The following is a 26,015-nucleotide window of genomic DNA, read 5'->3' on the forward strand; positions in this document are numbered from 1 at the left end:
CTGGGTTGACCGTCATTGACCGATGGCCGTCTTGAACTTAGTCCAAACCCGCATGCGTGCGCGCATATCGGCCTGGGGAATATCCTGCCCGGCCACCAGTCGTTTGAAGGTGGCGTCGTCCGGGTAAATGTCCGGGTTGTTGCCCATGGCCGGATCGACGCTGGCGCGGGCCTTGGCATTGGCCGTGGGGTAGCCGGTGAAATTGCTGATGGCCGCCATGTTCTCTGGGCGCATGACAAAGTTGATAAACGCGTAGGCGTATTCCGGATGCCGTGCATCCACGGGGATGGCCATGGTGTCCATCCACACCGTCGTGCCCTCGCGGGGGATGTGGTATTGGAAGCGCGCCTTTTTACCCGCCGCATCCGCCGCCCGCTGCGCCTGGGTCATGTCGCCGCTGTAGCCCAGGGACAGGCACAGGTTGCCATTGACCAGGTCAGTCACCGGTTGCGACTGAAACTTGCGGATATACGGCCGCAGTTTGAGCAACAGGGCGCTGGCCGCAGCCAGGTCCTCGGGCTTGGCACTGCGCGGTTCGCGCCCCAGGTAGATCAGCGCCACGGCCAGTACTTCGTCGGGCGAGTCGATCAGCGAGATGCCGCAATCGGCAAATTGGCGAGCCAGTTCCGGCTTGAATAACAGGTCCAGGCTATTGACCGGCGCATTCGGCATGCGCTGTAGGATTTGCTCTGCGTTATAGGTCAGGCCAATCGTGCCCCAGGTATAGGGCACTGTGGCCTGATTGGACGCGCGGTAATGGCTGCGCAGTTGTTGCAGGCCCGGCTCGATATCCTCCAGCGCCTCAAGTTTTGCCGGATCCAGTGGCTGCAGGCTGCCGGCGCGCATCAAGCGCTCGCCCACCGTATCGCCCGGGAAGATCAGGTCATAACCACTGCCACCGGCCATCAGCTTGGCCTCCAGCGTTTCGCTGCCATCCATCACGTCATAGATCACCTGGATTCCGGTCTCGGCAGTAAAGCGCGCCAGGGTGTCCTCGGCAAAATAGTCGGCCCAGTTGTACAGGCGCAGGATCTTTTCATCGGCCTGTACCGTCGGGATGACGATGCTCAGGGCCAGGGTGCAGTGGATCAGCTTCATGTCATACCCCTTGGGTCTGCCAGCGTGGATGCAGGTGGCGACCGTCCTGGGTCAGTAAACCGCCATACATGTCAGGGCGGCGGTCGCGGTAGATGCCCCAGGTCAGGCGTTCTTCGGCCATGGCCGCCAGGTCCAGGCACTGGAGCAGCACACCGCTGCTGGCGCGGTCGGCCTCGGCCAACAACGCGCCTTTGTGGTTGCAGATAAACGACGAGCCGTAGAACTCCATTTGCAAGGTTGAGTCGCTGCTCGCCACTTCCCGACCGACACGATTGGCCGCCACCACCGGCAGCAGATTGGCGGCGGCATGCCCGCGCATGGTCATCTGCCAGTGATCACGGGAGTCCAGGCTGGCACAACCCGGTTCGGAGCCGATGGCAGTGGGAAACAGCAACACCTCGGCGCCCAGCAACGCCAGGCAACGCGCGGTCTCGGGGAACCACTGGTCCCAGCAGATGCCCACGCCGAGGCGGCCGAACGCGGTGTCCCAGACCTTGAAGCCGGTGTCGCCGGGGCTGAAGTATTCCTTCTCCTGATAGCCAATGGCGTTGGGGATATGGGTCTTGCGATACACCCCCAGCAGTTGCCCGTCGGCATCGGCCACGCTCAGTGAATTGAAGTAGGCGTTGCCGGCCTTTTCGAACCAGCTCAGCGGCAGCACTACTCCCAACTCCCTGGCCAGCGCGGCGAAGCGCTTGAGCACCGCGCTGTGGCGGTACTCTTCAGCCAAGGCCAGGTGCTTGTGTTGTTGTTCGATGCAAAAATACGGCGTGGCGAACAGCTCTTGCAGCAGGATGACCTGCGCGCCCTGGGCCGCCGCTTCACGCACCCGTTGTTCGGCCTGATCAAGGTTGTGTTGCAGGTTCCAGGTGCAGGGCATCTGGGTGGTGGCAATGGTCAGCTGGCGCATGGCATCACTCCTTTACCGGCCAGGCTGGCTGCTGCTGGGTGATGCAATGCACACCGCCGCCGCCATGGGCCAGGTGGTTGATGCGCACCGGCACCACCACACGATCCGGGAATACCTGGGCCAGCACATCGGCAGCCACCTGGTCCGCCGCGATGCCATAGGCGGGCATGATGATCGCGCCGTTGGCAATATAGAAGTTGGTGTAGGAGGCGCAAAACACCTCGGCGTCGGTATCCACCGCCTCGCTGGCCTCAAAGAGTTCGATCAACTCGAACCGGCGGCCCTTGGCATCGGTGGCCAATTCCAGGGCGCGGCGGTTTTCCCGTGCGACCTCGGCGTACACCGAACCCTGGTCGTGCGTGGCATCTACCAGCAGCACGCCGGGGCGGGCAAAGGCGCACACGCCATCGACATGGCCATCGGTCACATCCCCGGTGACATGCTGCGGGTCGCCTGGCAACCAGATGGTTTTTGTCACCCCAAGCCAGCGCGCAAAGATCGCCTCCATTTCGGCCTTGCTCATGCCCGGGTTGCGATTGGGGTTGAGCAACACCGACTCGGTGGTGATCAACGTGCCCTCACCGTCCACATGAATCGCCCCGCCTTCATTGCTCAACGGCGTGCCAAAGCACGGCAGGCCCAAGTGGTTGAGGGTGCGCCGAGCGAAGCTTTCATCCAGGTCATAGGCTGACTTGCCGCCCCACGCGTTAAAACGCCAGCTCACACCGGCCAGGCCCAATTGCGGGTGGCCAATAAAGCTGGGGCCGGAGTCGCGGCACCAACTGTCGTTGACCGCCAGCGTGATCAGTTCAATGTTGGGGCCGCACAGGGCTTTGGCCGTGTCGAGTGCAGAAGGGTCAACCACCAGCTTCACCGGCTCGAACCGCGCGATGGCATTGGCGACCCGGGCAAAATCCGCCTGCACCTGGGCCAGCGTTACGCGCCATCCCGACTCCCAGAGCGCCTGGTTATGGGGCCAGACCATCCAGGTCGCAGCATGCCTGGCCCATTCCGCCGGCATCCTCCAGCCGCTGTGTGGCATCTCGTTCTGCAGCATGACAACCCCCTTCTGAGTTAAGCCTTTGTGTTCACCAAAAACGGCGTACACGCTATGGGGATCCATGCTACGTTTGGCCAAACCGCCAAACAAACGATGGATTTTGCAGATAAATGATTAGAAAAACTTATCAGCATGCTTAAACACTGGCCGCCCCTTGGGGCACTGCGCGGCTTTGAAGCGGCGGCGCGGCTGGGCAGTTTTCACAAGGCTGCCAACGAACTGCACCTGACCCAATCGGCCATCAGCCAGCAGATCCGTAGCCTGGAAGCGTACCTGGAACAGCCGCTGTTCTTTCGCAACGGGCGCAGCGTCGCCCTGACCGATGCCGGCCATGATTTCCTCAGCACCACCCAGGCCCTGTTACAGCAGTTGTCCGTGGGTGTGCGCCGGCTGGGGCAGTACCGCAAGGCCAATCAACTGGTGCTCAACACCACCCCAGCCTTTGCTCGCCACTGGCTGCTGCCGCGTCTGGCCGACTTCCGCCGGCACCACCCGGACGTGGATTTGTGGCTGTTCAGCACCGACGAAGTACCCGACATGGCCACCCAGACCATCGACCTCGCCGTGCGCGATGACATCAGCGCCCAGGCCGAGTGCAGCTTCAAAGTGCTGCATACCGACCGCCTGTATCCCGCCGCCCACCCCAGCGTACTGGCCCTGCCCCGCGAGCAACGCACCACCCTGCATGGCGAGCGGGAAATGGATTGGAGCCATTGGGCGGTGGAAGCCGGGATTGATGTCGGCCAGCAGGACCAGGGGCTGAATTTTTCCGACCCCGGCCTGCTGCTGGACGCGGCCTGCGGTGGCCTGGGGATCGCACTGGTCAGCCAGCTACTGAGCCAGCACGCACGCGAAAATGGCCTGCTGCACCCCTTGGTCGACGCCACCATTCGCGGCCCCAACTGGGCCTTGCTGACCCACCGCGACAGCGAAAGCGACCCACTGGCGCGCAGCTTCAGCCAGTGGTTACTGGACAACCTGGCACAGGGTGCCGCACATGAGTGAAGGACTGGAGGACATCCTGGCCGAGCGCCTGGCGGTGATTTTTTGCGGGATCAATCCGGGCCTGCTGGCGGCCGCGCAGGGCCATCACTTTGCCGGGCGTGGCAACCGCTTCTGGCGCACCTTGCACCTGGCCGGGTTCACTGCGCATCAAGTGCTACCTGAGAATGACCGGACGCTGCTGCAGTACCACTGCGGGCTGACGACCGTCGTGGAACGGCCAACGGCGCGGGCCGATCAATTGTCGCGGGATGAATTCAAGGCGGCGGCCAACGGGTTTGAACACAAGATCCGCCGTTATGCACCGCGCTATGTGGCGTTCCTGGGCAAGGCGGGTTATTGCGCGCTGTCGGGGCTGCGCGAGGTGGCGTGGGGGCTGCAACCGCAGACACTGGGGGATGCTGCAGTGTGGGTACTGCCCAATCCCAGCGGGCGGAATCTGGCATTTACGTTGGAGCAATTGGTGCAGGCGTATGGGCAGCTCTATTTGGCAGCATTCCCTGGAAGCCGCGCTGCTTGCGCCCGTTCAGATAGCGACATGCTGGGTGGCAGCAACGACAGCACATAAGCCATGCGCGACGCACTCCCCAGGTTCACGATCAATGTGAACGGCGAGTCGCTGAACTCAAACACCAGATTAAAAGTGCCATAAGCACTGCGCACATCCACCCGCGACACATCGCACAACGGCCGTTGCTTCTGACGTAAAACCCGGTAAATCATCTGCTGGCCATCAAGACGAAATACCGGGTTGAGGCTGTTGGTGGCCAACGCCACCCAAGGCACCCTGCGCAACCCGACAAAACTGGCCAATACCGGAATCGCCTTGCCATCAATGCCAGTACCGGGGGCATAGGCAGGAGCTACCGACTTGGGTTTGCGCAGCTTCTTGAACAGCCAGTACATGAACCAAAACGACAGCCCCTGGCCGATAACCACCACCGCGCCGAAGGCTAAATCCAACCAGCTGATATTCATGGTTTTTCCTTAAACGCCCAATATCCATAGCATTTCGGCGAAGAGTAAAACGTTTCCACACCCTGCCACGCACAGGTTGAAAAATCATACAAAATGATTGACTTATCCTTTTCAATCAGTAAGATACGCCGCATTCCGCGATAGCTCAGTTGGTAGAGCAAATGACTGTTAATCATTGGGTCCCTGGTTCGAGTCCAGGTCGTGGAGCCATATCTCAATCGGATCACCCAAGCTGGTGATCCAGGCATAGCATAATCTACGCGTCGTCTCTGATTCTTCACTTTAGAGACCATTGCCATGAAAATCGCTGCAGTACTCTCAACAAAAGGCGGACCGGGGAAAACCACGGTCACAGCCAGTCTAGGCGCGTTCTGCGCCGACTCCGGTCTTCGCACCCTGCTCATTGATCTAGATAATCAGCCTTCGCTATCGTCGTTTTATGCATTAACGCATGAAGCACCTGGCGGCGCTTACGAGCTGATTGCCAACAATGAGACCCGACGCGATCAGATCATCTCCCAAACCTGCATACCCAACCTTTCCCTCATTCATTCAAATGATCCCTTCAACCAGCTAGGCACTCTGTTACTCCACGCCGCCGACGGACGCCTTCGACTCAAAAACCTCATCTCGACGTTTGAACCAGATTTCGACCTCGTACTGGTCGACACACAAGGCGCACGATCCATCATCCTGGAAATGGCCCTTTTAGGTGCCGACATGGCGATCTCCCCCATCACTCCAGATATGCTGACCGCTAGAGAGTTTCATCGCGGCATGCTTCAGCTTTACCGCGACCTTCAACCTCTAGCCGCTCTGGGGGCGGTGACACCACCACTCAATGTCGTGATAAACAAACTTGATGCGACAAAAGATGCCCGCCTAATTCATCAGTCTCTCTCTGAAACTTTTGCTGATCATCCTCAAGCACGCCTGCGTCGTACAACCATTCCGGCAGCGGTCAGCTTTCGTCGGGCAGCCACTGAGGGCATACCGGCTCATCGACTGGAATACAGGCTTCCTGCCAACCGACAGTCTCCGACCGCATTTACTGTCATCAAGGAACTCTGTTTGGAGCTCTTCCCAGAATGGCACCATAAATTCAATGCGCTCACCGCGGAGCAACTCAGCCTACGGTCCTCCCAGCACACCAAGAAAAACACCGTTGGAGGGCCTGCCAAATGACCCACTTGGATTTGATGCCACCTCACTCCATTGAAGCAGAGCAAGGCGTAATTGGTGGACTGATGCTGGATAACTCCGCTTGGGACCTCGTAGCAGATACTGTTTCAACTGAAGACTTCTTTCGGCGCGATCACCGCCTGATTTTCCAAGCCATCGCGCAACTCGCTGAAAGCAGCAGTCCCATCGACGTTGTGACCGTGCTGGAGTCTCTAGAGACGCCATCCGAGATCGGTGGCCTTGCGTACCTTGGCGAGTTGGCTAAGAACACCCCCTCGGTTGCCAACATCGCTACGTATGCAGAAATCGTTCGAGAGCGCGCTCATTTACGTCGCTTAGTTTCACTGGGATATGAGTGCAGTAGAGATGCGTCATCGAGCCAAGCAAAGAGTGCTGAGGTACAAGACCGCATTGAGCAAAAGCTTTTCGCACTGGGGCAGAACAGCCAACAAAGCGACTTCGTCGACCTCAAGCACACCCTGATGGAGGTGGTTGAAAGAATCGATTTCCACTTCAATGAAGGTGACAGTATCACCGGTGTTCCGAGTGGCTTGGACGCAATGGATCAAGTGACCGGAGGCTTTCAGGATGCAGACCTGGTCGTGATCGCGGCGAGGCCCTCCATGGGAAAAACAAGTCTGGCCCTAAGCGTAGTTGATGCTGTCCTGCAGCAAAAACCCTGCAATACAGTCCAGATCTACAGCCAAGAAATGCCGGCTCATGCACTCACTTTCAGACTCATTGCGATCCTGGGCCAGCTCAACCTTGCGAACTTAATGCGCGGCCAACTGGAAGATGAGGATTGGCCCAAGATCATTGCGGCCGTTAAGCGAATCAATGACTACGGTAGCCGCCTGATCATTGATGAAACATCAAGCCTCACCCCCTCTGAACTTCGCTCAAAAGCACGCCGAGCAGCTCGACGCTTTGGGATGCCGCGCCTGATCCTGATTGATTACCTCCAATTAATGCGACTAGGGGGGAAAGAAAACAGAAACCTCGAAATTGCAGGCATCACTGCTGCCCTAAAAGCGTTGGCCAAGGAGTTTAACTGCCCCGTAGTCGCCCTTTCCCAACTCAATAGATCAGTGGAACAACGTGCCGATAAACGCCCCTTCAACGGAGACCTTCGTGAGTCCGGGGCCATCGAGCAAGATGCTGACGTGATCATGTTCATTTATAGAGATGAGGTTTATCACCCCGACACTACCGAGCAAGGCACTGCGGAACTGATCTTCGGAAAGCACCGAAACGGCCCGACGGGCACCGTTCGAGTGGCCTTCATTCCAGAACAAACTCGCTTTACAAACCTCCATTCCGGCGTTGAACGGAGGACTGTACGGTGAGTGCCTTTACGCAGCGAGGGCGCTGCAGTGATTGCTTCGCTGAGTTTGCTCTGCATGCAGCCATCAAACGATTTGTCGGCGATGACGTGCCTGCCGGCGAAGTGGATCTTGATATCTGCCCGGAATGTGGCAGCTACAACGTTTTGGATGCCTCGATGGAGTTGAGTTGTGACGAATCTGGCGACGACACCTGCACAGTGACCTTCCGAATTAATAGAGGACAGCTGGAAGGCCAGAGTTTTCTCTATGCCCTAGCTTGCCGTACTGAGGGATGGAAAGGCGTAGAAGTTCTGCAAATCCAGTTGCCAGACGCCATCTATGAGCCTTCTTTTGAGGTGGGAGAAAGCTATGAGTAATCATCCGTTTGGCAGGAGGATCGCCTGATGGCCAGCAAATCACTCTCAACCGATCAAATCAAAGGGAAGCTGCTGCAAGGTGCCTTTACCAGCAGCACGCCATCTGCAAGCCGCCTCTCCGATCCAATCGTCGATACCCCAATGCTTGTGACACTGGACCAGCTCAGGCCATATGAACACAACCCCCGAGTTAATCGAAATCCACAATACGAAGAAATTCGCGAATCCATCCAAAATCGTGGGTTAGATGCCCCTCCCCCCATTACTCGCCGTCCTGGTGAGGACCACTTCATCATCCGCAATGGCGGTAATACGCGGCTCGCGATACTCAATGATTTATGGAGAGAGACTCAGGATGATCGCTTCTTCCGCCTTCACTGCCTGTTTCGCCCATGGCCCACCCGCGGTGAAATTGTCGCCCTGACTGGGCATCTCGCTGAAAGCGACCTCCATGGTGGACTGACCTTCATAGAGCGTGCACTGGGTGTAGAAAGAGCAAGAAACTTTTACCAGGAAGAATCAGGAACAATGCTTTCGCAGAGGGAGCTAGCCAAACGGCTGAGAGAGGATGGATACCCCATCTCTCAGTCACACACCTGCAAAATGCAGGATGCCATTCGCTACCTTCTGCCAGCCATTCCCAATGCTCTTTACGGGGGGCTTGGCAAGCCACAGATTGAGAGACTGACAGTACTGCGCCGGCTGAGCGAAAAAGCATGGCTAAAATATGACGGTGCTTTGATTCAAGACGTTAATCACGAGCAGTTGTTCCAAGAAACCCTGTCATTGTTTGACCACGGCGAGTTCGGTTACGAGCGCTTCCAAGATGAGCTGCTTCACAGAATGGGCGAGCATCTTGCTCAGGACTACAACCGATTAAGAGTAGACATCCTTGATCCGGACAGTCACTCCAGCACGCCTACCCCGGCCGATCTGACCAACAGCACCACTGAGCCTGAGACAAGCACACAGGCAACGGCCTCGCCTCTCAAAGCACCACAAACCTCTCGTGAAAAAATTCCGGTCGTAGAATCCACCGCGCCGCAGACGGACAACGCTGAGGGGGTGCCGCATCCCGAAAAGCTTCCCTTACCACTCCACGAACAAGAACTGCAGGAACGTATTCAAGCCAACACACTATCGCCAATAGCAGGCCTAACCCCTAGAACACAGGCAATCAAACATCAGTTGGCACAAGCCACGGGGGAGGAAATCCCTCTCTTTGAGGAGTCCTGCCTTCACTCCATTCCCATCCAAGCGGGGGGCCTGCATCCCGTTGCCGATCTTTGGTATATCGAACGCGCTGTAGACGTACCAGAGGCCTTACGTAGCGACATTTTAGCGCTGGTACACGATATAGCCGATGAGCTAGCAATGCCTCAACACCACTTCATTCAAAGCGATTGGGGCATTGGTTTTGTAGTGGTTCGGCCACCCGATTGGGACAGCGACATTTTTGCGAGGCCTCCTGCCCAGATCACCCAGCAGGCTTTCACTGTGCTGAATCTGCTTGACGGAATAAGTGGCCGCTTCGCGCCCGCACTCGACTGGCTTCGATCCGAGGAAAATACCGCCAGTGGACCCGAGATGAACAATCTTCGATTCATAGCGGAGCTTGGACAGGTACTGCTAGGCGACTCTCCTCTCAAAGCCCAGTCAGCCTCGGTATCAGAAAGACTGAGTGATGTCGCTTTGGTGAAACTTTTCAGAGTCATTCGTTTGGCACGACGACTCATTGAGCTGGAATCCACACAATCGTCTTGCGACGACATCTAACGACCACGGAATGGTGGAGGTTTCTTATGCATCCCTTAAATCTGGCTGTCGCCTTTCAAATACTGAACAACATCAAAAATGGTCAGCTTCGTAGTTGCCTGGCCATGGGGTTCGAAGAGAAGGATCTGAAGACGTTAATCGACCCACATTGCATGGGGGCGCTGGTTAACTCACCGGTGCCTTGGTTCAAGGTCGTGGTGGACGGCGTAGTAGTTAATCGCCTTCTGGCACATGCCAAGCACTCGGAGGAAGAAGAGCTCATCACTCGCGCAATAGCCTTGGGAGGAAGCTCACCCATGATGCAAGAGCTTTTTGGTCTTCCCGCAAAAGAGGTCGCTGTCAGGCGCGCTATTCTCGGCGTACCCAATCGAAAGGGACGATGGCCCAATGTGAGTGCCGAGGAAGAGACCTTTTTGTGGAAGCTCTGGATCAAATACACCAAAGAGCAGAATACGGACCTGAAAGACCTACGTTCGGTCCTTGAGGCGGCCATGGCAATGACGGGACACCAGCCCGCGCTGAACCTTGCGATGATCTGGAACACCATTAAAAGCTGGATTGAGCAGGATTTGGTGTAATGGCCGTGAGCGCAAATGGACGCTTCACGCCCGGAAATCTCGATGTACTCAACGCTCTCCTTGACTCTGCAGGCGCAGCGCTTCGCGAGTCCAGACCTACGAAACCGTCGACGTCACCCTACGCCAAGTCTCCCACAAGACCTCTCTCCGGTTCTGCCGAACCGGAGAGAGCCGGCATATTCTTCACTGGAAATCCCCATGAAGCGGTTCCTCGACGTCTGTTGCTGGACAACCGCCTGACTCCTCTAGAGCGCAATGCCTGGCAAGTTCTTCGACTGTTGCTCAATGATGATGGCCTTACTTCTTTTCCTACGTACGAACAACTACGCCCCTACCTAGCCTCTTCGCCCTTTAAACAGGCCTCCAAGGAAAGCATAGCCAAGGCGCTTACCGCCTTGCGAATGACGCGATGGCTTAGTCTGGGAGGCAAGGTACGAGACAACATTACCGGACAAATGAAGGGCAATATTTACCTGTTGCATGACGAGCCCGTCAGCATCGCCGAAGCCATGTTGCTTGATGGCCAATACCTGGAACTGATCGGCACCAGCATTTGCCACGCCAATAGATCCATTCAAGAACTGGCAGCACATGTATTGGAAGAACTGGCTGCTGACCCCTATTCACGCGAAAACGCTCTCCCCACTCACCTCGAGAAAATTCAGCAGCGGCTCAAAGATCAGAAATGGCACAAACCCAAGCATGATGATCAAGCCGACACACCCACCTCAAAGCATGGTTCAAGCGAATCCGAACTCAGCAAAGCGCGATCCGAACTCAGGGGAAAACCCTCAGTTCGGAGTCGATTCAAACAGGGTTCGGAATCCGAACCCTGCCCGTTTATCGACGCTAGCAACCAAGTTCGGAATCCGAACTCATTTAGTACTGGTACAGATACACATCTTTGTAAAAGTACAGTACCGGCGACACGAGAGCCTCTCCGCCTGCCCAGTGCTTTCCTCGAGCTTGCGATGGAGCAACGCCAAAAAATCAAGAACGCGCTCAGTGCGCTTGATGAGCCGTTGCAGCAGTCGGTCTTGGATCAGTGGTCTTTGCGCTGCACTGACCCCAACGTTCGAAACCCAGCCGGATACCTATTCGGAATGATTCAGAAGGCAAAACGCGGCGAGTTCAACGCACTCGCAGATGCATCCAAAGCAGCAACCTCCATACCCTCCAGAAACGGACTGGGGACGCCTCCACCAAAATCGCCTCCGTCGTTGGAGCATTTGACACAGAGGGATAAACCCCGGGGCCAGCGATTGGCAACGGGGCAGGACTGTATGAATGAAATTTGGCTGCTTTTAAAATCGAAGGGGGTGGGCAGCACCTCTAAACCCTAGATCTTTCATTTACACCGACAAACAATACTCAATGGCCGTGGCCGCGCACATCCACGCTTGTAAGTGACATCGTCAAAAAGCTATTGGCATGCATCCATTACTAACGCATTTCCTCCAACGCGTACCTCACTTGGTCAACATCCACGTGGACGTACTTCAGGGTCGTACTGATGCTCCGATGCCCTAAGAGATCTTTGACAATGTGTAAATTGCACTTGGGCTGCCTCATCAAATCGGTGGCGATCGTATGCCTGAAACGATGCGGGCTCACGTGGACCCCAAGCTTCCGACTGAGCGACGTGTAGAAGCGCGAGAGCTGGTTCATATCCATGGTTCTGCGCATATGCCGCTGAGAGAACTTGTTCACGTTGAACAACTGCTCGGTCGAGCTAATCCCGCGCGATTTGGCATTGAGGAGCAAAATCCTCAAGTATTTGGCGAGCTTGCTATGGATAGGGACATGGTGCTCATCGAAATTTTTTGAAACCTCCGGATGAATGCAGATCGTCATGGTTTCCAAGTCCACATCGAGCGGGCGAAGGTTCAAAAGCTCATTCGCCCGGATACCCGTATAGAAAAACGTTTCGAACACCGTCCGCCAGAACCAGGCGGGATGGAGCGACGCCATTACCAGGGTTTTCATTTCAGAGCGGGCCATACCCACAAGGAGAATTCTAGAGTCTCGAATCAAGCGCTGTTTAACGGTTTTCGGCGGCCGATTAGGACAACGCACACCACACCCCTCGAAAGGATTCTCGAGGAGACTGGTTAAATTGTTTTTGATTGCATAGCCAAAGAGCGCCCTCAGGTGACGAGCGTAGGTGTTCCAACTCACCTCTTTGATGTCGCGCCCCAGGACTGACTTACGCCAGCTCAAAACAGTCTTCCTGTCGATCTCATCAATGAGACAGTCCCCTGCAAACCGAATCAGTGCATTGGTGGCAACACGGTAACCCTGCTCCGTCGTAGCTCGCAGACGCATATCAAAGAAATAGACCTCCGGTAATTCTGAGATCACATGCATGGTGCTTCATCCTTGAAAATAGGTGACCCTTTCAACGCCAAATAGGGGTTGTCATAAGGTTTCTCAGTAAATATCTGAAGCGGATCCTTGAGCAGATAGCCTCTAATGTCTCTGGTTTTACGTGGGCCTTTTATCTCACAAGCCCATATGTTCATCCCGCTTGCGCACTTCTCATGAATGCCCAGCTTCTCAAAGCAGCGCTGTACCCACCTCCAATCGGTAGTGCCCTGCTCTTTTGCGACCCTTGCCAACTCAGGATGCTCTTGGGCATACCGCTGGAAGATTCCGGGTGTGACCAGAAATGCCGTACCGGCTACGCTGTGAACTTTGGCTTTGGCATCGTTTATGATCACTTTGTGCGTTAATACGCCCTGTCGAAGCCATCTCACAAAGGCTTCTCCCTGCTCCTTTACGCTCCACGTTTCAGACGTCGCGGGTACAACCTCCGGTAGAGATCGAGGCTGGAGATAGACGTCAAAAGCTTCAGCAGGTGAAGCACACGACATGGGAGAGCGACACGAAGTCGTAATTTCGTTTTCCTCGGTCATACACATCCGCTGCCCCTCCCAGAGATCGTCCGGATACTGCGTCGCCTCCATGTATTCCAGCGGTACTAATTTGTAGCTTGTCTCCGTAGGCTTTTCCGTAAGAACGGGCGACGCGTTCACGCGAATAGCAGGCGGGTCTTGTGGGAACGACGAAACCTCTATGTGCGCCTCCTTCCCTAAAGGCTCTAGGACAGGGCCCAACGAGATCAAACCCGCAAAAGATGGCGGTCGCTCGCCTTTATCCCAAATCAATGCAGGCGCGACCTTGAGAAAGGTAAGTGTTTTTTGCCATTTACCGCTTTGGACTGTGGCAGTCCATATCGCCTTTCCTTCAGCATTCGCTTGGATGATCGCGTTGTCCTGGAGGACGTTGAACAGCGTGGAATTCGACGAGGGGATCGAGTCCGTCCCTTGGGACAACAAGTGAGCTCTTAGCTTGTCGGCCACTGTCTTGCTCACCAACCACAACGCATCATCAGTTAGCCACCCATCTGAAGCCCGGGGCTGGTTCAGTTTCAATTGTTCCGTTACGAGGTAGCGCAGCCCCTCAATTAGTTGACGTTGAGACGAATGCTTAGGTGCAGCCAACACACGCGATGGATTACCACCAAGCTCTTGGGCGACCGACGCCTGATCAGCCTGGATAACGAGCTCTCCCAATATGCCGGCGTGTTCGTATTGGCCGGCGAGGACATAGATGAGCGCGCTCCAAGGAGCTGTGTAGTCGCTCAGCCAGTCTAGGATCGCCTTGGTCAGTATTTGCGTGTAGAGCAGTCCTGCCGCTGCACCATGGAGTTTGTACTCACGCTCCTTCCGATACTTGAAGCGGTACCCCCGAGAGATAGGGCCGTGCCACGGATACCAGCGAGTTCCGTCAGCAAAATGCACCTCCACATCAACAGCTATCTTGCCGATGTCATGAAGCAAAGCGGCGTAGGCCAAAGCAGCTGTCCAAGTTTCGGTTTGTGCTGCTTGGGTTTCAGGAGTGGCTCCCGCAGGCAGTAAATGGGACTGACGGATCTTGAGTGCGAACGCAACGATCTCCAGCCCATGGTCGAGCATCCCGCCGGGATACGCGTGATGGTGGTTTTCTGAGGCGGGAAGTTGTTGGACCAACTCGGCGTAGCGCCTCACAGGCTCCAGGTAGAGATCGTCAAACTGGGATCGGGAGAGTGAGGTGCGTTGCCAGATGTGCTCAAGCAGCTTGCTTCGTCGCGGCGTCGACAGAAGCTCGGATGCTGTCTTAGGAGCAAAGTACTCATGAGGATCTGCGGCGATGACTTGAGATTCAGTTTGGGACGCCGTTTTTACCTTCGATTGCCAGAACATTCAGCTATCACCTGCTTCAGTCGTTGGAGAGCCTTTTCGCTTTTCAGCTCAATGACAGCCCATTTGCAGGTAGGCCCGTTCCCCTTAGACTCCCTTCCAATAGACCCTTCCATTTCGCCGTTGCTTTATGGCTTTTTCAGATGATCAATTCGACGACAAAACTGATATGCGATGCTGTATGTTTAATGCTTGTTTATTGGCAATGATGGCCTTGGATTTTTTAGCCTTTTCTAAGATTTCTACTGTCAGAAAAGAAAATCTAGACAGCTATCTCCTGAGACTTGCATGAGGGAGAAGCACAAAGCGTCTGGAACCATTTCAGGACGAGGACACGCAAAGACATACAAAGCGAGCGCTCTTCGTGGTAGCCGATGAATACTCAATTCTGCAGAGTGGTCTGCACGGTTCATGTGGACGGTATTGACTGAATCCTCCAGAATTTCAAGGATCAGCTCGCATAAGCAACATATGAGCCCAAGCCTGACATGCCAGCAAGAACTGCTGATGAAGGGAATTTTTTAACACCGGTGGTAAAAAATCACCCGACCCACCCGGTTATCAACTCTGATTGTCGGCTAGCCGTGAGCTCGATATAAACTATAAAACTCGCTGCCTGAAATAGCATAGATCTGCCCCCCCTAAGAAAGGAGCCACAATGACTGTTATTGCACTCATCAACCCCGAGACAGACCCTCACTTAATAGCGGATTGCCTCATAAGCGCGGACGGTGAAGACCGAAGAGAAAAACAATTAGTTTGGCTACCTTCTTTAGGGCTAATACGAACTGACTGGCAAGAGCCTAAAGGGTCATGGCATATCGTACGAATGGGTAGAAAAACAATCATCCTACCTAATAACGGCGGCATACTTGCCTTTGCTGGGGACTGCAACTCCGCCTTTAAGTTCTGGATAAAACTTTCCGACGCAATAAACAGCACACATGGATATAATCCAGATGCACGCGTAGATAGCGGGTTAATTGATCGAGTCCTGTCCGACATGGGAGTTACAGCACTCGAATTTCACATGTTAGGGATCTTGGTCGACGAAAATGGTGTGCGAACCCCATTTATCCATAATTCGGATAAAATGGTCGAAACCTCCAGTTTTGGCACATGCTATTTTGCAGGATCCGGAACTATAAAACTTTCCGCCGCGGTAATTTCAGAAGACGAAAGGCATTCAAAAATCTCAGATTGGCCATGGGACAAAATATCTCCAACAGAAGAGCTAGCAGAGTCACTCTGCTCTACCATGCTCTATTTCGAGTCATATGCCAGCAATAGCGAGAACCTGAACACACCTATATCTGATAGATTCGGCGGCTTTTATGAATGGTATGGCGTCAAAAAGGACGGCATTCGTTTTATGCCTTCTAGAATAGACTTAAACCTACTCGTAGAAAATGAGAGACTCTATATAACCCGCCTACATCTTTATGAACCTATCCAGCCTCGAGATCCTAAAAAAACGATTTTCAAAGGCCAACAAGCTGTTCTGTCCGTACTGACATTTTGCAGCAAGCGAATAGAAATCCCAATTGATGATCTCTTCAAACAAAGGCTTGAAATTTCCACAAGCCAAGTCGATGCCGTTCTAATCGAACGAATGTTCGCGAGTTACGATCGACCTTCAGATATCGACCCTAGGTTCTCCGGAATTGTGCCGCCCGAAGTGCTCGCAGAAAGCTTCGCCGATCCCGTTGAGATTAGAAGAGTTCGGCTGGTTATCAGTATGAATGGAAAAGCAATTGCAAAAGGCTTGACAAAAATCGATAAAGATTCCCCGCTCGCCGACATCACCCACAAAGATGGAAAAACAATAATCACTCTATTTGAAGGCACAACCATGAACATCGCAGATTTGGTTTCAAGACACAGCACTTAAAAACCAACACTTCAATACCTCTCCCCATGGTGGGGCCGGCATGTCTCATCACCGGTGTACCAATCGCTGCCTGACATTTCTTGTTGAAGCTGTCACCTTGACTCAAGCCTCGCATTTTTTCATTCTCGCAAGGTGTCATGCTGATTATGTCAGCAATTTGCGGAGGGCAGCCCAGATCTAGAAAGCTGCAGCGCGTAGTTCACGCGCCGATCACTCGACCGCCATCGCGTTCACCATCGCGGTCACTCGTCAGCGTTGTTGACGACCGAATGCCTATCACACCACCCAACGGGGAAATCACTTTCCCCGGGGATGAGTGACTCCTCGTTTTTCGCTAAGACAGGGAGAAACTCATGACCCACCCCTTCACCAACGAAACGAAATACTACGACCTGCACACCCGCGGTATCGGTTACCTGTGTCGCGCACGAGAGGTCCAGGTGCGCAAGGCAGAACCGTTTATGGCAGTGACTGTTGCTGCGCTCCATGGCGCCGCTGACGACGTTGAATACACCTACATCGACTGCCGAGTGACAGGCGCTGAAGCGGACACGCTGATTCGCCACTGCAAGGACGAGATCAACTCAGGGGATAAAGTCCTGGTGTGCTTCACCATTGGAGATATCTGGATTTCACCTTTCACGTACCAGAAAGGCGACAAAAAAGGTCAACCTGGTGCGAGTCTCAAAGGACGACTGCTCTATTTGTCCATGATCAGAATCAACGGTGAGACCGTGTTCAGGGCTCCGCCCAAGGAAGCAGCACAGGACACCCAACCCAACACAGTCACGGAAAACTCGGCGCCCGCCGCAAGTGAGTCCTGACCGGCATCAAACCACCTAGGCGCCTTACAAGGCGCCCTTACCCACCTTCGGGGGACAACGATTCCCTCGGGAACCGCGTGCCTCCTGCAATCCAGACAGAGGTTTACGCGATGAGTAATACCAGCGTCTTAAGCACTGCTGCCCTACCCACAATCACCTGCCGCGAGGACGAAGATCAGTTGATTGAGACCGCCCTTCAGATCCTCGACCGCCGGCTCTTTACCCGAGGGCCAAAGCTTGAGGCACCTCATGAGGTGCGCAATTATCTGAAGCTACAGCTTGCTGCTATGGACCACGAAGTCTTTGCGGTCATCTATATGGACAGCGTGCACAGGCCAATTACATTCGAGGTGCTTTTTCACGGAAGTATCAATATGGCATTCATCCATCCAAGGCAGGTTATCAAGCGTGCTTTAGCGCACAACGCCGCAGCGATTATCATCGCTCACAACCACCCCTCTGGATGCCACACACCCAGCCTGGCGGATAAACGAATTACGGCTTCCCTCAAGGAGTCGCTGGAGCTGGTCGAAATCAGAGTATTGGACCATTTCATCATTGCTGAAGGCACCCCGCTCTCACTGGCGGAGTATGGCTGGCTCTAGCATCGACCAAGGCGCCCTTCCCGGGCGCCCGTTGTTTATCCAACAGACGCAACATTGCCGACCTCACTTAGGAATTCGCCTTCATCGACGAGCTCAGCTTCTATGCGGGCTCAACGTTCAGGATCAAGAATGAATGAGCTGGCTCTTTTCTCAGGTGCTGGTGGAGGAATACTCGGTGGCCAACTCATGGGATGGCGCACCGTCTGCGCCGTTGAGTGTGATGCCTACGCTGCACAGGTTCTCGCGCAACGACAAAATGATAGAACCCTGCCGCCTTTCCCGATTTGGTCTGATGTGTGCAGTTTTGACGGTAGGTCGTGGCGAGGCATTATTGACGTGGTATCTGGCGGGTTTACATGCCAGGACTTCTCCATTCAAGGCCGAGGCGCTGGCATTGAGGGGGCCCGATCGGGTCTTTGGAAAGAAATGGCAAGAATCGTCGATGAGGTTCGACCCACATATGTGTGGCTGGAAAACTCCCCAATGCTCGTCACACGAGGTCTTGCCCTGGTCCTCGGTAATCTTACCCAAATGGGGTATAACACTCACTGGTGTCGTGTATCAGCGGCTGAATGCGGTGCGCCCCATAAACGCGACAGGATCTGGTTGTTGGCCTACTCCAACAGCGAGCATGGCCAAAGGCTCATCACCCAAATCGCTGAAGCGCAGGTGTGGCAGAGACCGTACGAGAGACAGACTGGATCACGCAGTGATGGCGTCAAACGGTGGCCAACTGAACCCGGAGTGGGTCAAGTGGTTGATGGGCTGGCCCAGCGGGTGGACCGGATTAAAGCCCTTGGAAATGGGCAGATACCAAGAGTGGTGGCAAGCGCATTCGGTATTTTGAAGGTCGAAGTAAACCCCTGACGATCACTGTCGAGACGCCGAGGTAAGCGTAACCGTCCAGGCATCCCACCGTGTGGTGGCGAGTTCTGGGAGGAAGTTACAGGTGGCTGGGCTGGACGCTTAAGTAACACTTACGGTGGGTGACGAAGTAACTTAAGGATTCAAGGCCACTCTCATTCAGACTACCGCCGGCAAGATCAACATCGCAGCTTCGAGCAGCCACACGATCTACAGCAACGCTGGGAACCGTACACGTACGCTCAACCCGCTGGATGAGCTAGAAATCATTGCATTCCCCGGCGGCCCTCTGTTCCTGGCCTTCCGAGTCAGACCTACCGTCTGACGATCTGCAGCGTACTGGCTAAGGATGCTTTTAAGGCCAGCGCCACATTGATGTTCACCACCGCACCCCGCCCATGAAATGTTCGTGAGTTTGCCGCACACGCTTCAACGCTTGAGCATGCAACTGTGAAATCCTCCCTTTCGAAAGCCCCATTAACTCACTGATCTCCGTGAAGCTCAAATGTTGATAGTAATGAGCAACGATAACCTGCTGCTCGCTGGGCGGCAGCTGTTTCACACACTCATTAAGGTGGTCATGGTTTTGCTCCACCTCATACACATTCAAAGGGTTACTGGCCTCAGGCTCATGATCAATGATGCCTGACTCCAAGAACAGTCCAAACGCCAATCCTATCGCTACGTTGGCAACGTGCTCCAGATCGCTCGCGCCCTCGTCCTCACTGCCAGACAGGCTCACAAGACGGTCCTGGTAAATTTTTCGACTATCGCGTACGTAACACGCCAAGCCTTTGAGTACGTTGCCTTTCACATAGGGTTCGGCATAGGCCTGAAAACGGGTCTTCAACGCCGGATTAAATCGGTCGATGGCTTGCAGCAAGCCGATAGACGCCAGATTCACGTAGTCGTGCCACTCGGCGAGTGGGTGGGGATATCGCACGTAAAGCAAGCGCGTAATCATGTGCAACCACTGCCCATAAAAGAAAAACAGATGGCTGCGGGCATCGCTGGATTTTCCGCTCAGCCAAGCCTGCCAGAGCGAAAGCTCATCGGTTTTGTAAGCATCTTTTCCCGGTTCCATGGAGTGGGTCGACTCTGGCTAGCCCAAACCACGCATCAATGTCTGGGCGATCAATCCCCAACCATCGATGAGCAGGAACAACATGATTTTCAACGGCAGTGAAATGGTGATGGGGGGCACCATGATCATGCCCAGGGACATCAAGATAGAGGCCACAACCAGGTCTATGATCAAGAACGGAAGGAAAATCATGAAGCCAATCTGAAAGGCAACCTTCAACTCGCTAAGCATGAAGGCTGGCACCAATTTGACTGGAGAAAGGCCATCCGGGCTTGAGGGTAACGGCGCCTTGGCCAGTTCGTAGATCAGCCGCAGATCAGACTCATGGGTCTGACGGACCATAAAGTCACGGATCGGCACCCAGCCTTGCTGGGCGGCCCCCTCCAATCCGACCTTGCTGGCAAGAAACGGGCGAACGCCAGTGTCATAGGTTTTTTCCAAAGTAGGCGCCATGGCAAACAAGGTCAGAAACATCGACAACACAATCAACACGATATTCGGTGGCGTTTGCTGTAGGCCAAGCGCCTGGCGCGTCAGGGACAGCACCACAATATTTCGGGTGAAGGTGGTGAGGGCGATCACCATAAAAGGCACAAACGACAGTGCCGTCAGCAGCACCACAATGCTGACGGGCGACTGGATCTGATTGATGTGCAGGCTGCCCCAGTCAGAGAAGTCATCGGCGGCAAATGCCGTCAGAGGCAGTAACCCCAGGAGCAAAAGCGCAAAGCCTTGGATCATCACGATTGAAGATCCGGAACAGGCGCAGAGGCAGATTGGCTGAGCACAGTCACCGTCGCCCCGTTGGATGATTCCGTGACCAATACCAGTGCCCCATCCGCGCGCACCAGATAGACCTTGGTTTTGGTCGATAGCCTCAGTGCTCGAGTACAGTTCAACTCCGTAGTCGGAGCACTTGCACTACCAGTTGCCTGACGCTTGGCGTACCAACGCATGACCAAGTACACAATGGCCAGCAGTAAAGCCGTGACCAATAGCACCTTGATCATTAGTACAAACGACACCGGGTCGTCCTGGCGAAGCGGCAAGCTCAAGGGCTGGGAAGTAATTTCCGTGGTCACAGTATTTCCGTCAACTGAATGCCAAAGTTGTCGTCGACGGCAACCAAGTTGCCACGCGCTACGGCCTTGCCATCTAGACACAGCGACGCGGGTTCGTGGACTTGCTGCAAGAGCTTGACGATGTCCCCGCTCTTGAGTGCAAACAGTTCGTCGACACTCATCGACGCGTTGCCTAACTCAACCACCAGTTCCACGACCACATGCTTGATCAGGTTCATGTCCCGCTTGATCAGCGCCGGCATGCTTTCATTTGCGACGTTTTTTGCCTCTTCCAACTCGATTGAATCGACTGTAGCTGTCACGCTAAAACTCCCTTGGCGATTGACCGGAAATCAGTTGTACGGCGAGATTATCCTGCTGCCGGGCGAGGTATCCCGACGCGACTACCCTTGTGCCGACCCGCAGTTGCAGGGTTTGGGAAAGCAGTGCCTGAGCGCGCAAGGTGTCCCCCGGGTGCAGGTCGTTCATCTCGCCAATGGACAGGCTGGCGAGTGGCAATTGCAGCGACAGCTTGACCTTGGCCTTGCCCAGGGCATTTTCACGCGGTAACAGCGGCGGCTTCACCTCGTGTGGTCCCAGCGCGCTGTTCAACAACGCAGCGTCCAGCACGATATAGACCCGAAAAGACTCAACGCTCACGCGCAGTAGAATGTCGGTACTCATCGGTTTGCCGAGTGCTCTTGCCGGTGCCGCCAGCAATTCTGCGGCTGGGGCCTGGCCGATTGACGCCAAGACACCATTAACCAGCGCTCGCTGGGCGCCCTGAAGCAAATAGTCCGCGGTTTCGCCTGCTGGCAACTCCTGGGCGAATGCGCCAAACACCAGTGCCGTCCAGTCGCCCGCCACGTACACCGCAGCACCTGCACTACCGGCCTTGAGCCACGTCAGAGGGTACACGCGCTCCTGATCAGCGGTATCAACACGCTCCAGGCACTCAATCTGCCAAGGTTTTCCCACCTGGCTGAAGCACCATTGCTCACGCCAGGCTTCCACCGCCGGTGGCAGTTTTTCTGAGGCTGCGTTCCAGCGGCTCTTGCCAATAAACCCCAACGCTCTCATCGATTACCCACCCCGAGTGCCGTTGTAGAGTTGCTCCAGCATTTCGTTGGAGACCGTCATAACCCGGGAGCTGGCCTGATAACCGCGCTGAATGATGAGGATGTCACCGAACTCCTGCGCTAAGTCGACATTGGACAACTCAAGGTAACCGCCTTGGATACGACCGAACTGAGCCTCACCTGCCCTGCCAAATTCGGCACGCAGGGTGGAGGGCGTCCTGTACTGCGAATTCGCGCCAGCAATCAGCGCTGTCTCGTCAGCAAAATCGGCCAGGGCCAACTGGCTCCCAGTGCGTTTTTCGCCGCTGGCATAGGTAAATTGCAGAACACCTTTCTCATCGAAGACGTAACTGCTCAGCCCCGCAACCGCACTGCCGTCTACCACACGAGCGCCCAAGGTGTGGCTCGGACCACTGGCCACCTGTGAGGTCAGGTTGAAACTGCCTGGCGTACCGAAATCCAGCTGAATGCTCTGGGCGGCGCCGTTGGCGGTCAGGGTGAAGTTCAGCGTATTGGAGCCTGCCACGGGACTGCCGTCAGGACCAAAGGCAATGGTGCCGCTTTGCAGCAATGCGCCGCTGGCATCTGAAACACTGACTTTCCAACTGTTGGGCGGTGTGGTTTGCGGCTCAAACTTGACACTCAACGTGTGGCTGGCGCCTGTCGCGTCAAACACCTGGATAGAGTTGATCTGGTGGGTGGAATCCGTAGGGCCGCTACGCGCTAAGGCACCTATCATCTCGATGCGGGTGGTGGCCTTGGGTGGCAACGTCCGCTGGCCCTTGATATTGATGTCCCGCAAGTTACCCGCAGAGTCGATGCCTGCCACTTTCAATTGGGTCACGGTGTCCACCAGATACCCATCTTGGTCCACCTGGAACTGCCCGGCCCGCGTATAAGACAGTTCGCCGCGTGCATCGCGCAACACGAAATAACCTGAACCGTTGACGGCAACGTTGGTGTTGTTACCAGTCTGACGATTTTCTCCGGCTTTGATCCGCACCTCGGTACCGGCGATACCGGAGCCAAAGCTTTGTCCATTCTGGCCGTTGACGCTGCGGTAAAACGTGTCGCTACCGCGGTACCCAGGTGTGTTCATATTGGAAACGTTATTGGAAACGTTGTCCAAGCCCTTGGAAAAGGAAAACAGGCCACTCATTCCGTTATAGAAAGCTTGCAGCATCACGCCCCCTGCCTGACCAGTTTGATTTGCGAGAGACGCACGTCCGTAAGCACGGATCCGTCGGTTTTTTTGATAGAGAGCACTGGCCCAGTCGAAGAAAACGCAATGGCTGATACCGAACCGATCACGCTACCTCCCGTGGTCATATTGATCTCCACCTGACGCCCCAGGAGCCCGAGAGACTGCGACGTCGCGCTCATCGACACCAAGTTGTTGGTGTTTTCATTGGTGACGCGGGTCTGCTCAAGGTTGGCGAACTGCGCCATCTGGGCCAAAAACTCACGGTTATTGATGGGTTCCAGGGGGTCTTGGAACGTCAACTCGGTAAGGAACAACTTGATAAAGTCCTCCTGGCCCAAGCGGCTTTGCGCCAGCTCCGATGTGGTGGTACTCAGTTCGTTGCCGATCGCTTCAATGGCCATTGGAGTCGCCTGCTGAATGACGTGAGAGAGACGGGGCCTGCCACGCTGGCTGGCCATTGATCCAGATGCTTTCAGGGCGTACAGCCTGACGTGTCAGGTCTTGCACCAGGGCCCGCTGTTCCTCCGTGCCCAGGTGGTAGTCGCGAATGATCACTTCGATGCCCTTACCACGAGGCAAAACCTGTACATAACGTTCTGGCCACTTTCTTATCAAGTAGGCTAGGGCCGGACTCGCGCCGGGCAATTCATGGCCGGCATCCGCCAAGTCATCGCTGGCAATGTGAATGGCTTTCTGCTCAAAGGCGCTGTTGTCGTCAAATGAGGGTAATGGCCTTTGAAGCGGGAGGCCCCCCCCGGTTTGATAGAACGCACGTTCGTTATCAGCCGCAGCAACCCCGCGTTCAACATGTGTCGTCTGCTCAAATAATTGCGGTACATACGAAAGATGTTTTCCAGCGCGAAGCCCGAGGCTAAAGAGCTCCAACACGCCCCTCTCGGGTGTTTTCAAACTCGACTGAAGCAGGCGCTGAATATTGAGCAAACCAGCCTCCTGAGCCAGATGATCATCGGTTGGCGGCAACAATTGATCCGCCTTTGCCAGCAACGGCTCAACCCCCGCTCTCTGCGCGAACGATTGCCCTTGAGGCTTATTGTCACGCAGCACTGGCGCTTGCGCGTCCGGCGGCGTAACCCATAGCGACACCCCGACGTTAAGCCCCATGAATCGCCCCTCGCGCCTGCTGCGCGTCAAAGATATCGATGGATTCCTGATCCCTCTGGTAGCACTGCAGGTCATGCAATGCTGTGTTGAAGGCCTTTTGCGTCACCTGCACCTCAAGCGTGCGGCGCCCCAACAGCGTCCTGCATGCGCTTTCCTCGTCCTGTACCTCACCCAAGGCCAGTACCCGAGACTTCAACGCAGCAAAACTCTGCGATTGGGCCAGTAGACGCTGCTCGTATTGCGACGGGTCCAACGCCACGCCTACGCGACCTTGCTGCTCAAACGACGATTGGAGTTGCGCATACCGCTGGTGCTCTTCCTCCAGCAGACGTTCGGCGGTGCGCACACCGCGTAAACAGGCAGCGTGACTCAATGCAGCTTTTTCCCGTTGCAATGCTCGCAAGCGGGCCGCGGCCGCCAGTTGCCGGAGCTTGCGCTGTTCATCCTGCATGGGCGGCTCCTGCGGTCAGTTGTTGCGACAACCGCCGCACGGTCTTCCAGGCGTCAGCCGTCGGTACATGTTCGTTCGAGCGTTGTTTGAGCAGTTCATCGAACTGTGGTTTAAGCGTGATCATGCTATCCAGCAATGGGCTGGTGCCCTTCTCATAGGCTCCCAACTCAATCAGGTCCGCGCTGCTCTGGTAAGCACCCATCCCCGCACGAAGATGATCGATCTGGGCTTTTTGCTCGTCGCTGCGCAACGCATTGGCAAGGCGGCTGACACTGTGCAACACATCGATCGCAGGCCAATGACCCCGCGCGGCGATGGTCCGGCTCAGGACGATGTGCCCGTCGAGAATGGCGCGCATATGATCCGCTACCGGCTCATTCATATCGTCACCTTCCACCAGGACGGTATAAACGCCGGTGATCGAGCCTTGATCATTGAGGCCGCCGGCACGCTCCATTAACGGTGGCAGGAGAGCAAACACCGAAGGGGTGTAGCCCCGGCTGCCCATTGGCTCCCCGGTGGACAAACCAATTTCACGCTGCGCCAGGGCAAAACGGGTGATCGAATCCATGATCAACAGCACATGCTGACCCTGGGCACGAAACCACTCAGCGATGGTGGTCGCAGTGTAGGCCGCCTGGCGTCGCAGCACCGCAGGTTGCTCAGCCGCAGCGGCGATGACTACGGCCCTTTTCAAGCCCTCGGGGCCCAGGCTTTCACGAATGAAATCGCCGACTTCCCGGCCGCGCTCACCGATCAGGGCAATGACAATCACATCAGCGTCCGCGTACTGACTCATCATCCCCAGCAGTGTGCTTTTGCCCACGCCGCTGCCCGCAAAAATCCCCACGCGCTGCCCACGCCCCAATGGCATAAATACGTCAACGGCCTTCACGCCGGTGACCAGTACCTGGCTGATAGGTGAGCGATGCAACGGATTGATGGGGGCAACAAAACGCGGCATCAGCACCAGATCCGATGGCACAGGTTTATCGTCCAAAGGCTGGCAAGTGGCGTCCAGCACACGACCCAATAGTCCCTGCCCCACTGGCACCCGATAAGCCTCACCACGGGCAATCACCTCACTGGCCAGGCACAACCCGTCTACCGGACCATAAGGCATGAGCAATACGCACTCACGGCGCAAACCGACCACTTCGGCGACGAGCGCGTCGCCCCCAGCCGCCGGAACAATGTCCACTAATTCGCCCAATTTCACATCCAGCCCGGTCGCCTGCAGTATCAGGCCCTGGATTGAAATCAAACGTCCCATGCGCCGACACAGCTTCGCCCGTGCCAACTC

General features: G+C 55.4%; 28 protein-coding genes, 1 tRNA gene and 1 pseudogene. 14 read left to right on the forward strand and 16 right to left on the reverse strand.

The window, feature by feature from the left end; genetic code table 11:
• Nucleotides 1-12: 12 nt before the first annotated feature.
• Genes HU773_RS18695 through HU773_RS18705 form a run of 3 tightly spaced genes read right to left on the reverse strand, consistent with a single transcriptional unit; the run spans nucleotide 13 to nucleotide 3,065 of the window.
• Nucleotides 13-1,098, reverse strand: coding sequence for an extracellular solute-binding protein (locus HU773_RS18695; RefSeq protein WP_170044371.1), 1,086 nt, complete (start codon nucleotides 1,096-1,098; stop codon nucleotides 13-15).
• A 1-nt stretch (nucleotide 1,099) separates the two neighbouring features.
• Nucleotides 1,100-2,008 (reverse strand): N-carbamoylputrescine amidase, encoded by a 909-nt coding sequence (aguB, locus tag HU773_RS18700; RefSeq protein WP_057438572.1) that lies wholly within the window; start codon nucleotides 2,006-2,008, stop codon nucleotides 1,100-1,102.
• A 4-nt stretch (nucleotides 2,009-2,012) separates the two neighbouring features.
• Nucleotides 2,013-3,065, reverse strand: coding sequence for an agmatine deiminase family protein (locus HU773_RS18705; protein ID WP_186626331.1), 1,053 nt, complete (start codon nucleotides 3,063-3,065; stop codon nucleotides 2,013-2,015).
• A gap of 135 nt (nucleotides 3,066-3,200) precedes the next feature.
• Here HU773_RS18705 and HU773_RS18710 point away from each other — a divergent pair, with 135 nt between their 5' ends.
• Entirely contained in the window at nucleotides 3,201-4,073 is an 873-nt protein-coding gene (locus tag HU773_RS18710; RefSeq protein ID WP_057438570.1) for a LysR substrate-binding domain-containing protein, read from the forward strand.
• Nucleotides 4,066-4,638, forward strand: coding sequence for a G/U mismatch-specific DNA glycosylase (gene mug / locus HU773_RS18715; RefSeq protein ID WP_120733658.1), 573 nt, complete (start codon nucleotides 4,066-4,068; stop codon nucleotides 4,636-4,638). Before HU773_RS18710 ends, mug begins: the two co-directional genes overlap by 8 nt.
• Here mug and HU773_RS18720 read toward each other — a convergent pair.
• On the reverse strand, nucleotides 4,554-5,048 hold the full coding sequence (locus HU773_RS18720; protein WP_162947750.1) for a hypothetical protein: 495 nt from the start codon (nucleotides 5,046-5,048) through the stop codon (nucleotides 4,554-4,556). The two genes, mug and HU773_RS18720, sit on opposite strands and share 85 nt — an antisense overlap.
• Nucleotides 5,049-5,182: 134 nt before the next feature.
• On the opposite strand from HU773_RS18720, the gene HU773_RS18725 reads away from it, so the two are divergent.
• From HU773_RS18725 to HU773_RS18755, 7 genes are all read left to right on the forward strand, one after another.
• Nucleotides 5,183-5,258 (forward strand) — tRNA-Asn (locus HU773_RS18725).
• 87 nt (nucleotides 5,259-5,345) lie between these two features.
• Entirely contained in the window at nucleotides 5,346-6,233 is an 888-nt protein-coding gene (locus tag HU773_RS18730) for a ParA family protein (protein ID WP_217883909.1), read from the forward strand.
• The gene (gene dnaB / locus HU773_RS18735; RefSeq protein WP_186626025.1) at nucleotides 6,230-7,576 is read left to right on the forward strand and encodes a replicative DNA helicase; all 1,347 of its coding nucleotides are present in this window, start codon (nucleotides 6,230-6,232) and stop codon (nucleotides 7,574-7,576) included. Before HU773_RS18730 ends, dnaB begins: the two co-directional genes overlap by 4 nt.
• Nucleotides 7,573-7,932, forward strand: a complete 360-nt coding sequence (locus HU773_RS18740) for a hypothetical protein (protein WP_186626026.1) — start codon at nucleotides 7,573-7,575, stop codon at nucleotides 7,930-7,932. Before dnaB ends, HU773_RS18740 begins: the two co-directional genes overlap by 4 nt.
• A 27-nt stretch (nucleotides 7,933-7,959) precedes the next feature.
• A complete protein-coding gene (locus tag HU773_RS18745) occupies nucleotides 7,960-9,708 on the forward strand; it encodes a ParB family protein (RefSeq protein WP_186626027.1) in 1,749 nt (582 codons plus the stop codon).
• A 26-nt stretch (nucleotides 9,709-9,734) separates the two neighbouring features.
• Nucleotides 9,735-10,286: an STY4526/YPO1902 family pathogenicity island replication protein gene (locus HU773_RS18750; RefSeq protein WP_186626028.1), complete on the forward strand. Its 552-nt coding sequence runs from the start codon at nucleotides 9,735-9,737 to the stop codon at nucleotides 10,284-10,286.
• Nucleotides 10,286-11,629 carry an STY4528 family pathogenicity island replication protein gene (locus HU773_RS18755; RefSeq protein WP_186626029.1) on the forward strand — a complete coding sequence of 448 codons (1,344 nt, stop codon included), beginning with the start codon at nucleotides 10,286-10,288 and terminating at the stop codon, nucleotides 11,627-11,629. Before HU773_RS18750 ends, HU773_RS18755 begins: the two co-directional genes overlap by 1 nt.
• 100 nt (nucleotides 11,630-11,729) lie before the next feature.
• Here HU773_RS18755 and HU773_RS18760 read toward each other — a convergent pair whose 3' ends face one another.
• Both HU773_RS18760 and mobH read right to left on the reverse strand, forming a co-directional pair.
• Nucleotides 11,730-12,653 (reverse strand): tyrosine-type recombinase/integrase, encoded by a 924-nt coding sequence (locus HU773_RS18760; RefSeq protein WP_186626030.1) that lies wholly within the window; start codon nucleotides 12,651-12,653, stop codon nucleotides 11,730-11,732.
• Nucleotides 12,644-14,530 (reverse strand): MobH family relaxase, encoded by a 1,887-nt coding sequence (gene mobH / locus HU773_RS18765; protein WP_186626031.1) that lies wholly within the window; start codon nucleotides 14,528-14,530, stop codon nucleotides 12,644-12,646. The genes HU773_RS18760 and mobH overlap by 10 nt, the downstream gene beginning before the upstream one ends.
• A 655-nt stretch (nucleotides 14,531-15,185) precedes the next feature.
• Between mobH and HU773_RS18770 the strand changes: the two genes are divergently transcribed.
• From HU773_RS18770 to HU773_RS27845, 5 genes and pseudogenes are all read left to right on the forward strand, one after another.
• Nucleotides 15,186-16,418, forward strand: a complete 1,233-nt coding sequence (locus tag HU773_RS18770; RefSeq protein WP_186626032.1) for a hypothetical protein — start codon at nucleotides 15,186-15,188, stop codon at nucleotides 16,416-16,418.
• Between the two features lie 353 nt (nucleotides 16,419-16,771).
• Entirely contained in the window at nucleotides 16,772-17,242 is a 471-nt protein-coding gene (locus tag HU773_RS18775; RefSeq protein ID WP_186626033.1) for a DUF3577 domain-containing protein, read from the forward strand.
• Between the two features lie 110 nt (nucleotides 17,243-17,352).
• Complete coding sequence (radC, locus tag HU773_RS18780) at nucleotides 17,353-17,847, forward strand: RadC family protein (RefSeq protein WP_186626034.1); 495 nt, start codon at nucleotides 17,353-17,355, stop codon at nucleotides 17,845-17,847.
• Between the two features lie 129 nt (nucleotides 17,848-17,976).
• A complete protein-coding gene (locus HU773_RS18785) occupies nucleotides 17,977-18,714 on the forward strand; it encodes a DNA cytosine methyltransferase (RefSeq protein ID WP_186626035.1) in 738 nt (245 codons plus the stop codon).
• Between the two features lie 103 nt (nucleotides 18,715-18,817).
• Nucleotides 18,818-19,036, forward strand: a pseudogene (locus HU773_RS27845) (hypothetical protein); the annotation flags it as partial.
• Between the two features lie 54 nt (nucleotides 19,037-19,090).
• Here the strand turns inward: HU773_RS27845 and HU773_RS18790 are convergent.
• From HU773_RS18790 to HU773_RS18835, 10 genes are read right to left on the reverse strand one after another with little or no spacing between them, the layout of a single operon-like run.
• A complete protein-coding gene (locus tag HU773_RS18790) occupies nucleotides 19,091-19,795 on the reverse strand; it encodes a sigma-70 family RNA polymerase sigma factor (protein WP_186626036.1) in 705 nt (234 codons plus the stop codon).
• Nucleotides 19,796-19,813: 18 nt separating this feature from the next.
• Nucleotides 19,814-20,536 (reverse strand): flagellar type III secretion system pore protein FliP, encoded by a 723-nt coding sequence (fliP, locus tag HU773_RS18795; protein ID WP_186626076.1) that lies wholly within the window; start codon nucleotides 20,534-20,536, stop codon nucleotides 19,814-19,816.
• Nucleotides 20,536-20,877 carry a flagellar biosynthetic protein FliO gene (locus HU773_RS18800; protein ID WP_217883910.1) on the reverse strand — a complete coding sequence of 114 codons (342 nt, stop codon included), beginning with the start codon at nucleotides 20,875-20,877 and terminating at the stop codon, nucleotides 20,536-20,538. Before HU773_RS18800 ends, fliP begins: the two co-directional genes overlap by 1 nt.
• Nucleotides 20,874-21,179, reverse strand: a complete 306-nt coding sequence (locus tag HU773_RS18805; RefSeq protein ID WP_150675513.1) for a FliM/FliN family flagellar motor switch protein — start codon at nucleotides 21,177-21,179, stop codon at nucleotides 20,874-20,876. Before HU773_RS18805 ends, HU773_RS18800 begins: the two co-directional genes overlap by 4 nt.
• A gap of 1 nt (nucleotide 21,180) precedes the next feature.
• The gene (locus tag HU773_RS18810) at nucleotides 21,181-21,936 is read right to left on the reverse strand and encodes a FliM/FliN family flagellar motor C-terminal domain-containing protein (protein WP_186626037.1); all 756 of its coding nucleotides are present in this window, start codon (nucleotides 21,934-21,936) and stop codon (nucleotides 21,181-21,183) included.
• 3 nt (nucleotides 21,937-21,939) lie between these two features.
• Nucleotides 21,940-23,118: a flagellar basal-body rod protein FlgF gene (flgF, locus tag HU773_RS18815; RefSeq protein ID WP_186626038.1), complete on the reverse strand. Its 1,179-nt coding sequence runs from the start codon at nucleotides 23,116-23,118 to the stop codon at nucleotides 21,940-21,942.
• Nucleotides 23,118-23,540, reverse strand: coding sequence for a flagellar hook assembly protein FlgD (locus tag HU773_RS18820; RefSeq protein WP_186626039.1), 423 nt, complete (start codon nucleotides 23,538-23,540; stop codon nucleotides 23,118-23,120). The genes flgF and HU773_RS18820 overlap by 1 nt, the downstream gene beginning before the upstream one ends.
• Nucleotides 23,530-24,261, reverse strand: a complete 732-nt coding sequence (locus tag HU773_RS18825) for a hypothetical protein (RefSeq protein WP_186626040.1) — start codon at nucleotides 24,259-24,261, stop codon at nucleotides 23,530-23,532. Before HU773_RS18825 ends, HU773_RS18820 begins: the two co-directional genes overlap by 11 nt.
• A complete protein-coding gene (locus HU773_RS18830) occupies nucleotides 24,251-24,712 on the reverse strand; it encodes a hypothetical protein (protein WP_186626041.1) in 462 nt (153 codons plus the stop codon). Before HU773_RS18830 ends, HU773_RS18825 begins: the two co-directional genes overlap by 11 nt.
• The gene (locus HU773_RS18835; RefSeq protein ID WP_264083132.1) at nucleotides 24,702-25,985 is read right to left on the reverse strand and encodes a FliI/YscN family ATPase; all 1,284 of its coding nucleotides are present in this window, start codon (nucleotides 25,983-25,985) and stop codon (nucleotides 24,702-24,704) included. Before HU773_RS18835 ends, HU773_RS18830 begins: the two co-directional genes overlap by 11 nt.
• Nucleotides 25,986-26,015: the final 30 nt, after the last annotated feature.

The organism is Pseudomonas shahriarae (assembly GCF_014268455.2).
Taxonomy (GTDB): domain Bacteria; phylum Pseudomonadota; class Gammaproteobacteria; order Pseudomonadales; family Pseudomonadaceae; genus Aquipseudomonas; species Aquipseudomonas shahriarae.

Coding starts and splice junctions, on each gene's coding strand:
- HU773_RS18695 (WP_170044371.1), bottom strand. CDS start 1,098: ATGAAGCTGATCCACTGCACCCTGGCCCTGAGCATCGTCATCCCGACG.
- aguB (WP_057438572.1), bottom strand. CDS start 2,008: ATGCGCCAGCTGACCATTGCCACCACCCAGATGCCCTGCACCTGGAAC.
- HU773_RS18705 (WP_186626331.1), bottom strand. CDS start 3,065: ATGCTGCAGAACGAGATGCCACACAGCGGCTGGAGGATGCCGGCGGAA.
- HU773_RS18710 (WP_057438570.1), top strand. CDS start 3,201: ATGCTTAAACACTGGCCGCCCCTTGGGGCACTGCGCGGCTTTGAAGCG.
- mug (WP_120733658.1), top strand. CDS start 4,066: ATGAGTGAAGGACTGGAGGACATCCTGGCCGAGCGCCTGGCGGTGATT.
- HU773_RS18720 (WP_162947750.1), bottom strand. CDS start 5,048: ATGAATATCAGCTGGTTGGATTTAGCCTTCGGCGCGGTGGTGGTTATC.
- HU773_RS18730 (WP_217883909.1), top strand. CDS start 5,346: ATGAAAATCGCTGCAGTACTCTCAACAAAAGGCGGACCGGGGAAAACC.
- dnaB (WP_186626025.1), top strand. CDS start 6,230: ATGACCCACTTGGATTTGATGCCACCTCACTCCATTGAAGCAGAGCAA.
- HU773_RS18745 (WP_186626027.1), top strand. CDS start 7,960: ATGGCCAGCAAATCACTCTCAACCGATCAAATCAAAGGGAAGCTGCTG.
- HU773_RS18750 (WP_186626028.1), top strand. CDS start 9,735: ATGCATCCCTTAAATCTGGCTGTCGCCTTTCAAATACTGAACAACATC.
- HU773_RS18755 (WP_186626029.1), top strand. CDS start 10,286: ATGGCCGTGAGCGCAAATGGACGCTTCACGCCCGGAAATCTCGATGTA.
- HU773_RS18760 (WP_186626030.1), bottom strand. CDS start 12,653: ATGCATGTGATCTCAGAATTACCGGAGGTCTATTTCTTTGATATGCGT.
- mobH (WP_186626031.1), bottom strand. CDS start 14,530: ATGTTCTGGCAATCGAAGGTAAAAACGGCGTCCCAAACTGAATCTCAA.
- HU773_RS18770 (WP_186626032.1), top strand. CDS start 15,186: ATGACTGTTATTGCACTCATCAACCCCGAGACAGACCCTCACTTAATA.
- HU773_RS18775 (WP_186626033.1), top strand. CDS start 16,772: ATGACCCACCCCTTCACCAACGAAACGAAATACTACGACCTGCACACC.
- radC (WP_186626034.1), top strand. CDS start 17,353: ATGAGTAATACCAGCGTCTTAAGCACTGCTGCCCTACCCACAATCACC.
- HU773_RS18785 (WP_186626035.1), top strand. CDS start 17,977: ATGAATGAGCTGGCTCTTTTCTCAGGTGCTGGTGGAGGAATACTCGGT.
- HU773_RS18790 (WP_186626036.1), bottom strand. CDS start 19,795: ATGGAACCGGGAAAAGATGCTTACAAAACCGATGAGCTTTCGCTCTGG.
- fliP (WP_186626076.1), bottom strand. CDS start 20,536: ATGATCCAAGGCTTTGCGCTTTTGCTCCTGGGGTTACTGCCTCTGACG.
- HU773_RS18810 (WP_186626037.1), bottom strand. CDS start 21,936: ATGAGAGCGTTGGGGTTTATTGGCAAGAGCCGCTGGAACGCAGCCTCA.
- flgF (WP_186626038.1), bottom strand. CDS start 23,118: ATGCTGCAAGCTTTCTATAACGGAATGAGTGGCCTGTTTTCCTTTTCC.
- HU773_RS18820 (WP_186626039.1), bottom strand. CDS start 23,540: ATGGCCATTGAAGCGATCGGCAACGAACTGAGTACCACCACATCGGAG.
- HU773_RS18825 (WP_186626040.1), bottom strand. CDS start 24,261: ATGGGGCTTAACGTCGGGGTGTCGCTATGGGTTACGCCGCCGGACGCG.
- HU773_RS18830 (WP_186626041.1), bottom strand. CDS start 24,712: ATGCAGGATGAACAGCGCAAGCTCCGGCAACTGGCGGCCGCGGCCCGC.
- HU773_RS18835 (WP_264083132.1), bottom strand. CDS start 25,985: ATGGGACGTTTGATTTCAATCCAGGGCCTGATACTGCAGGCGACCGGG.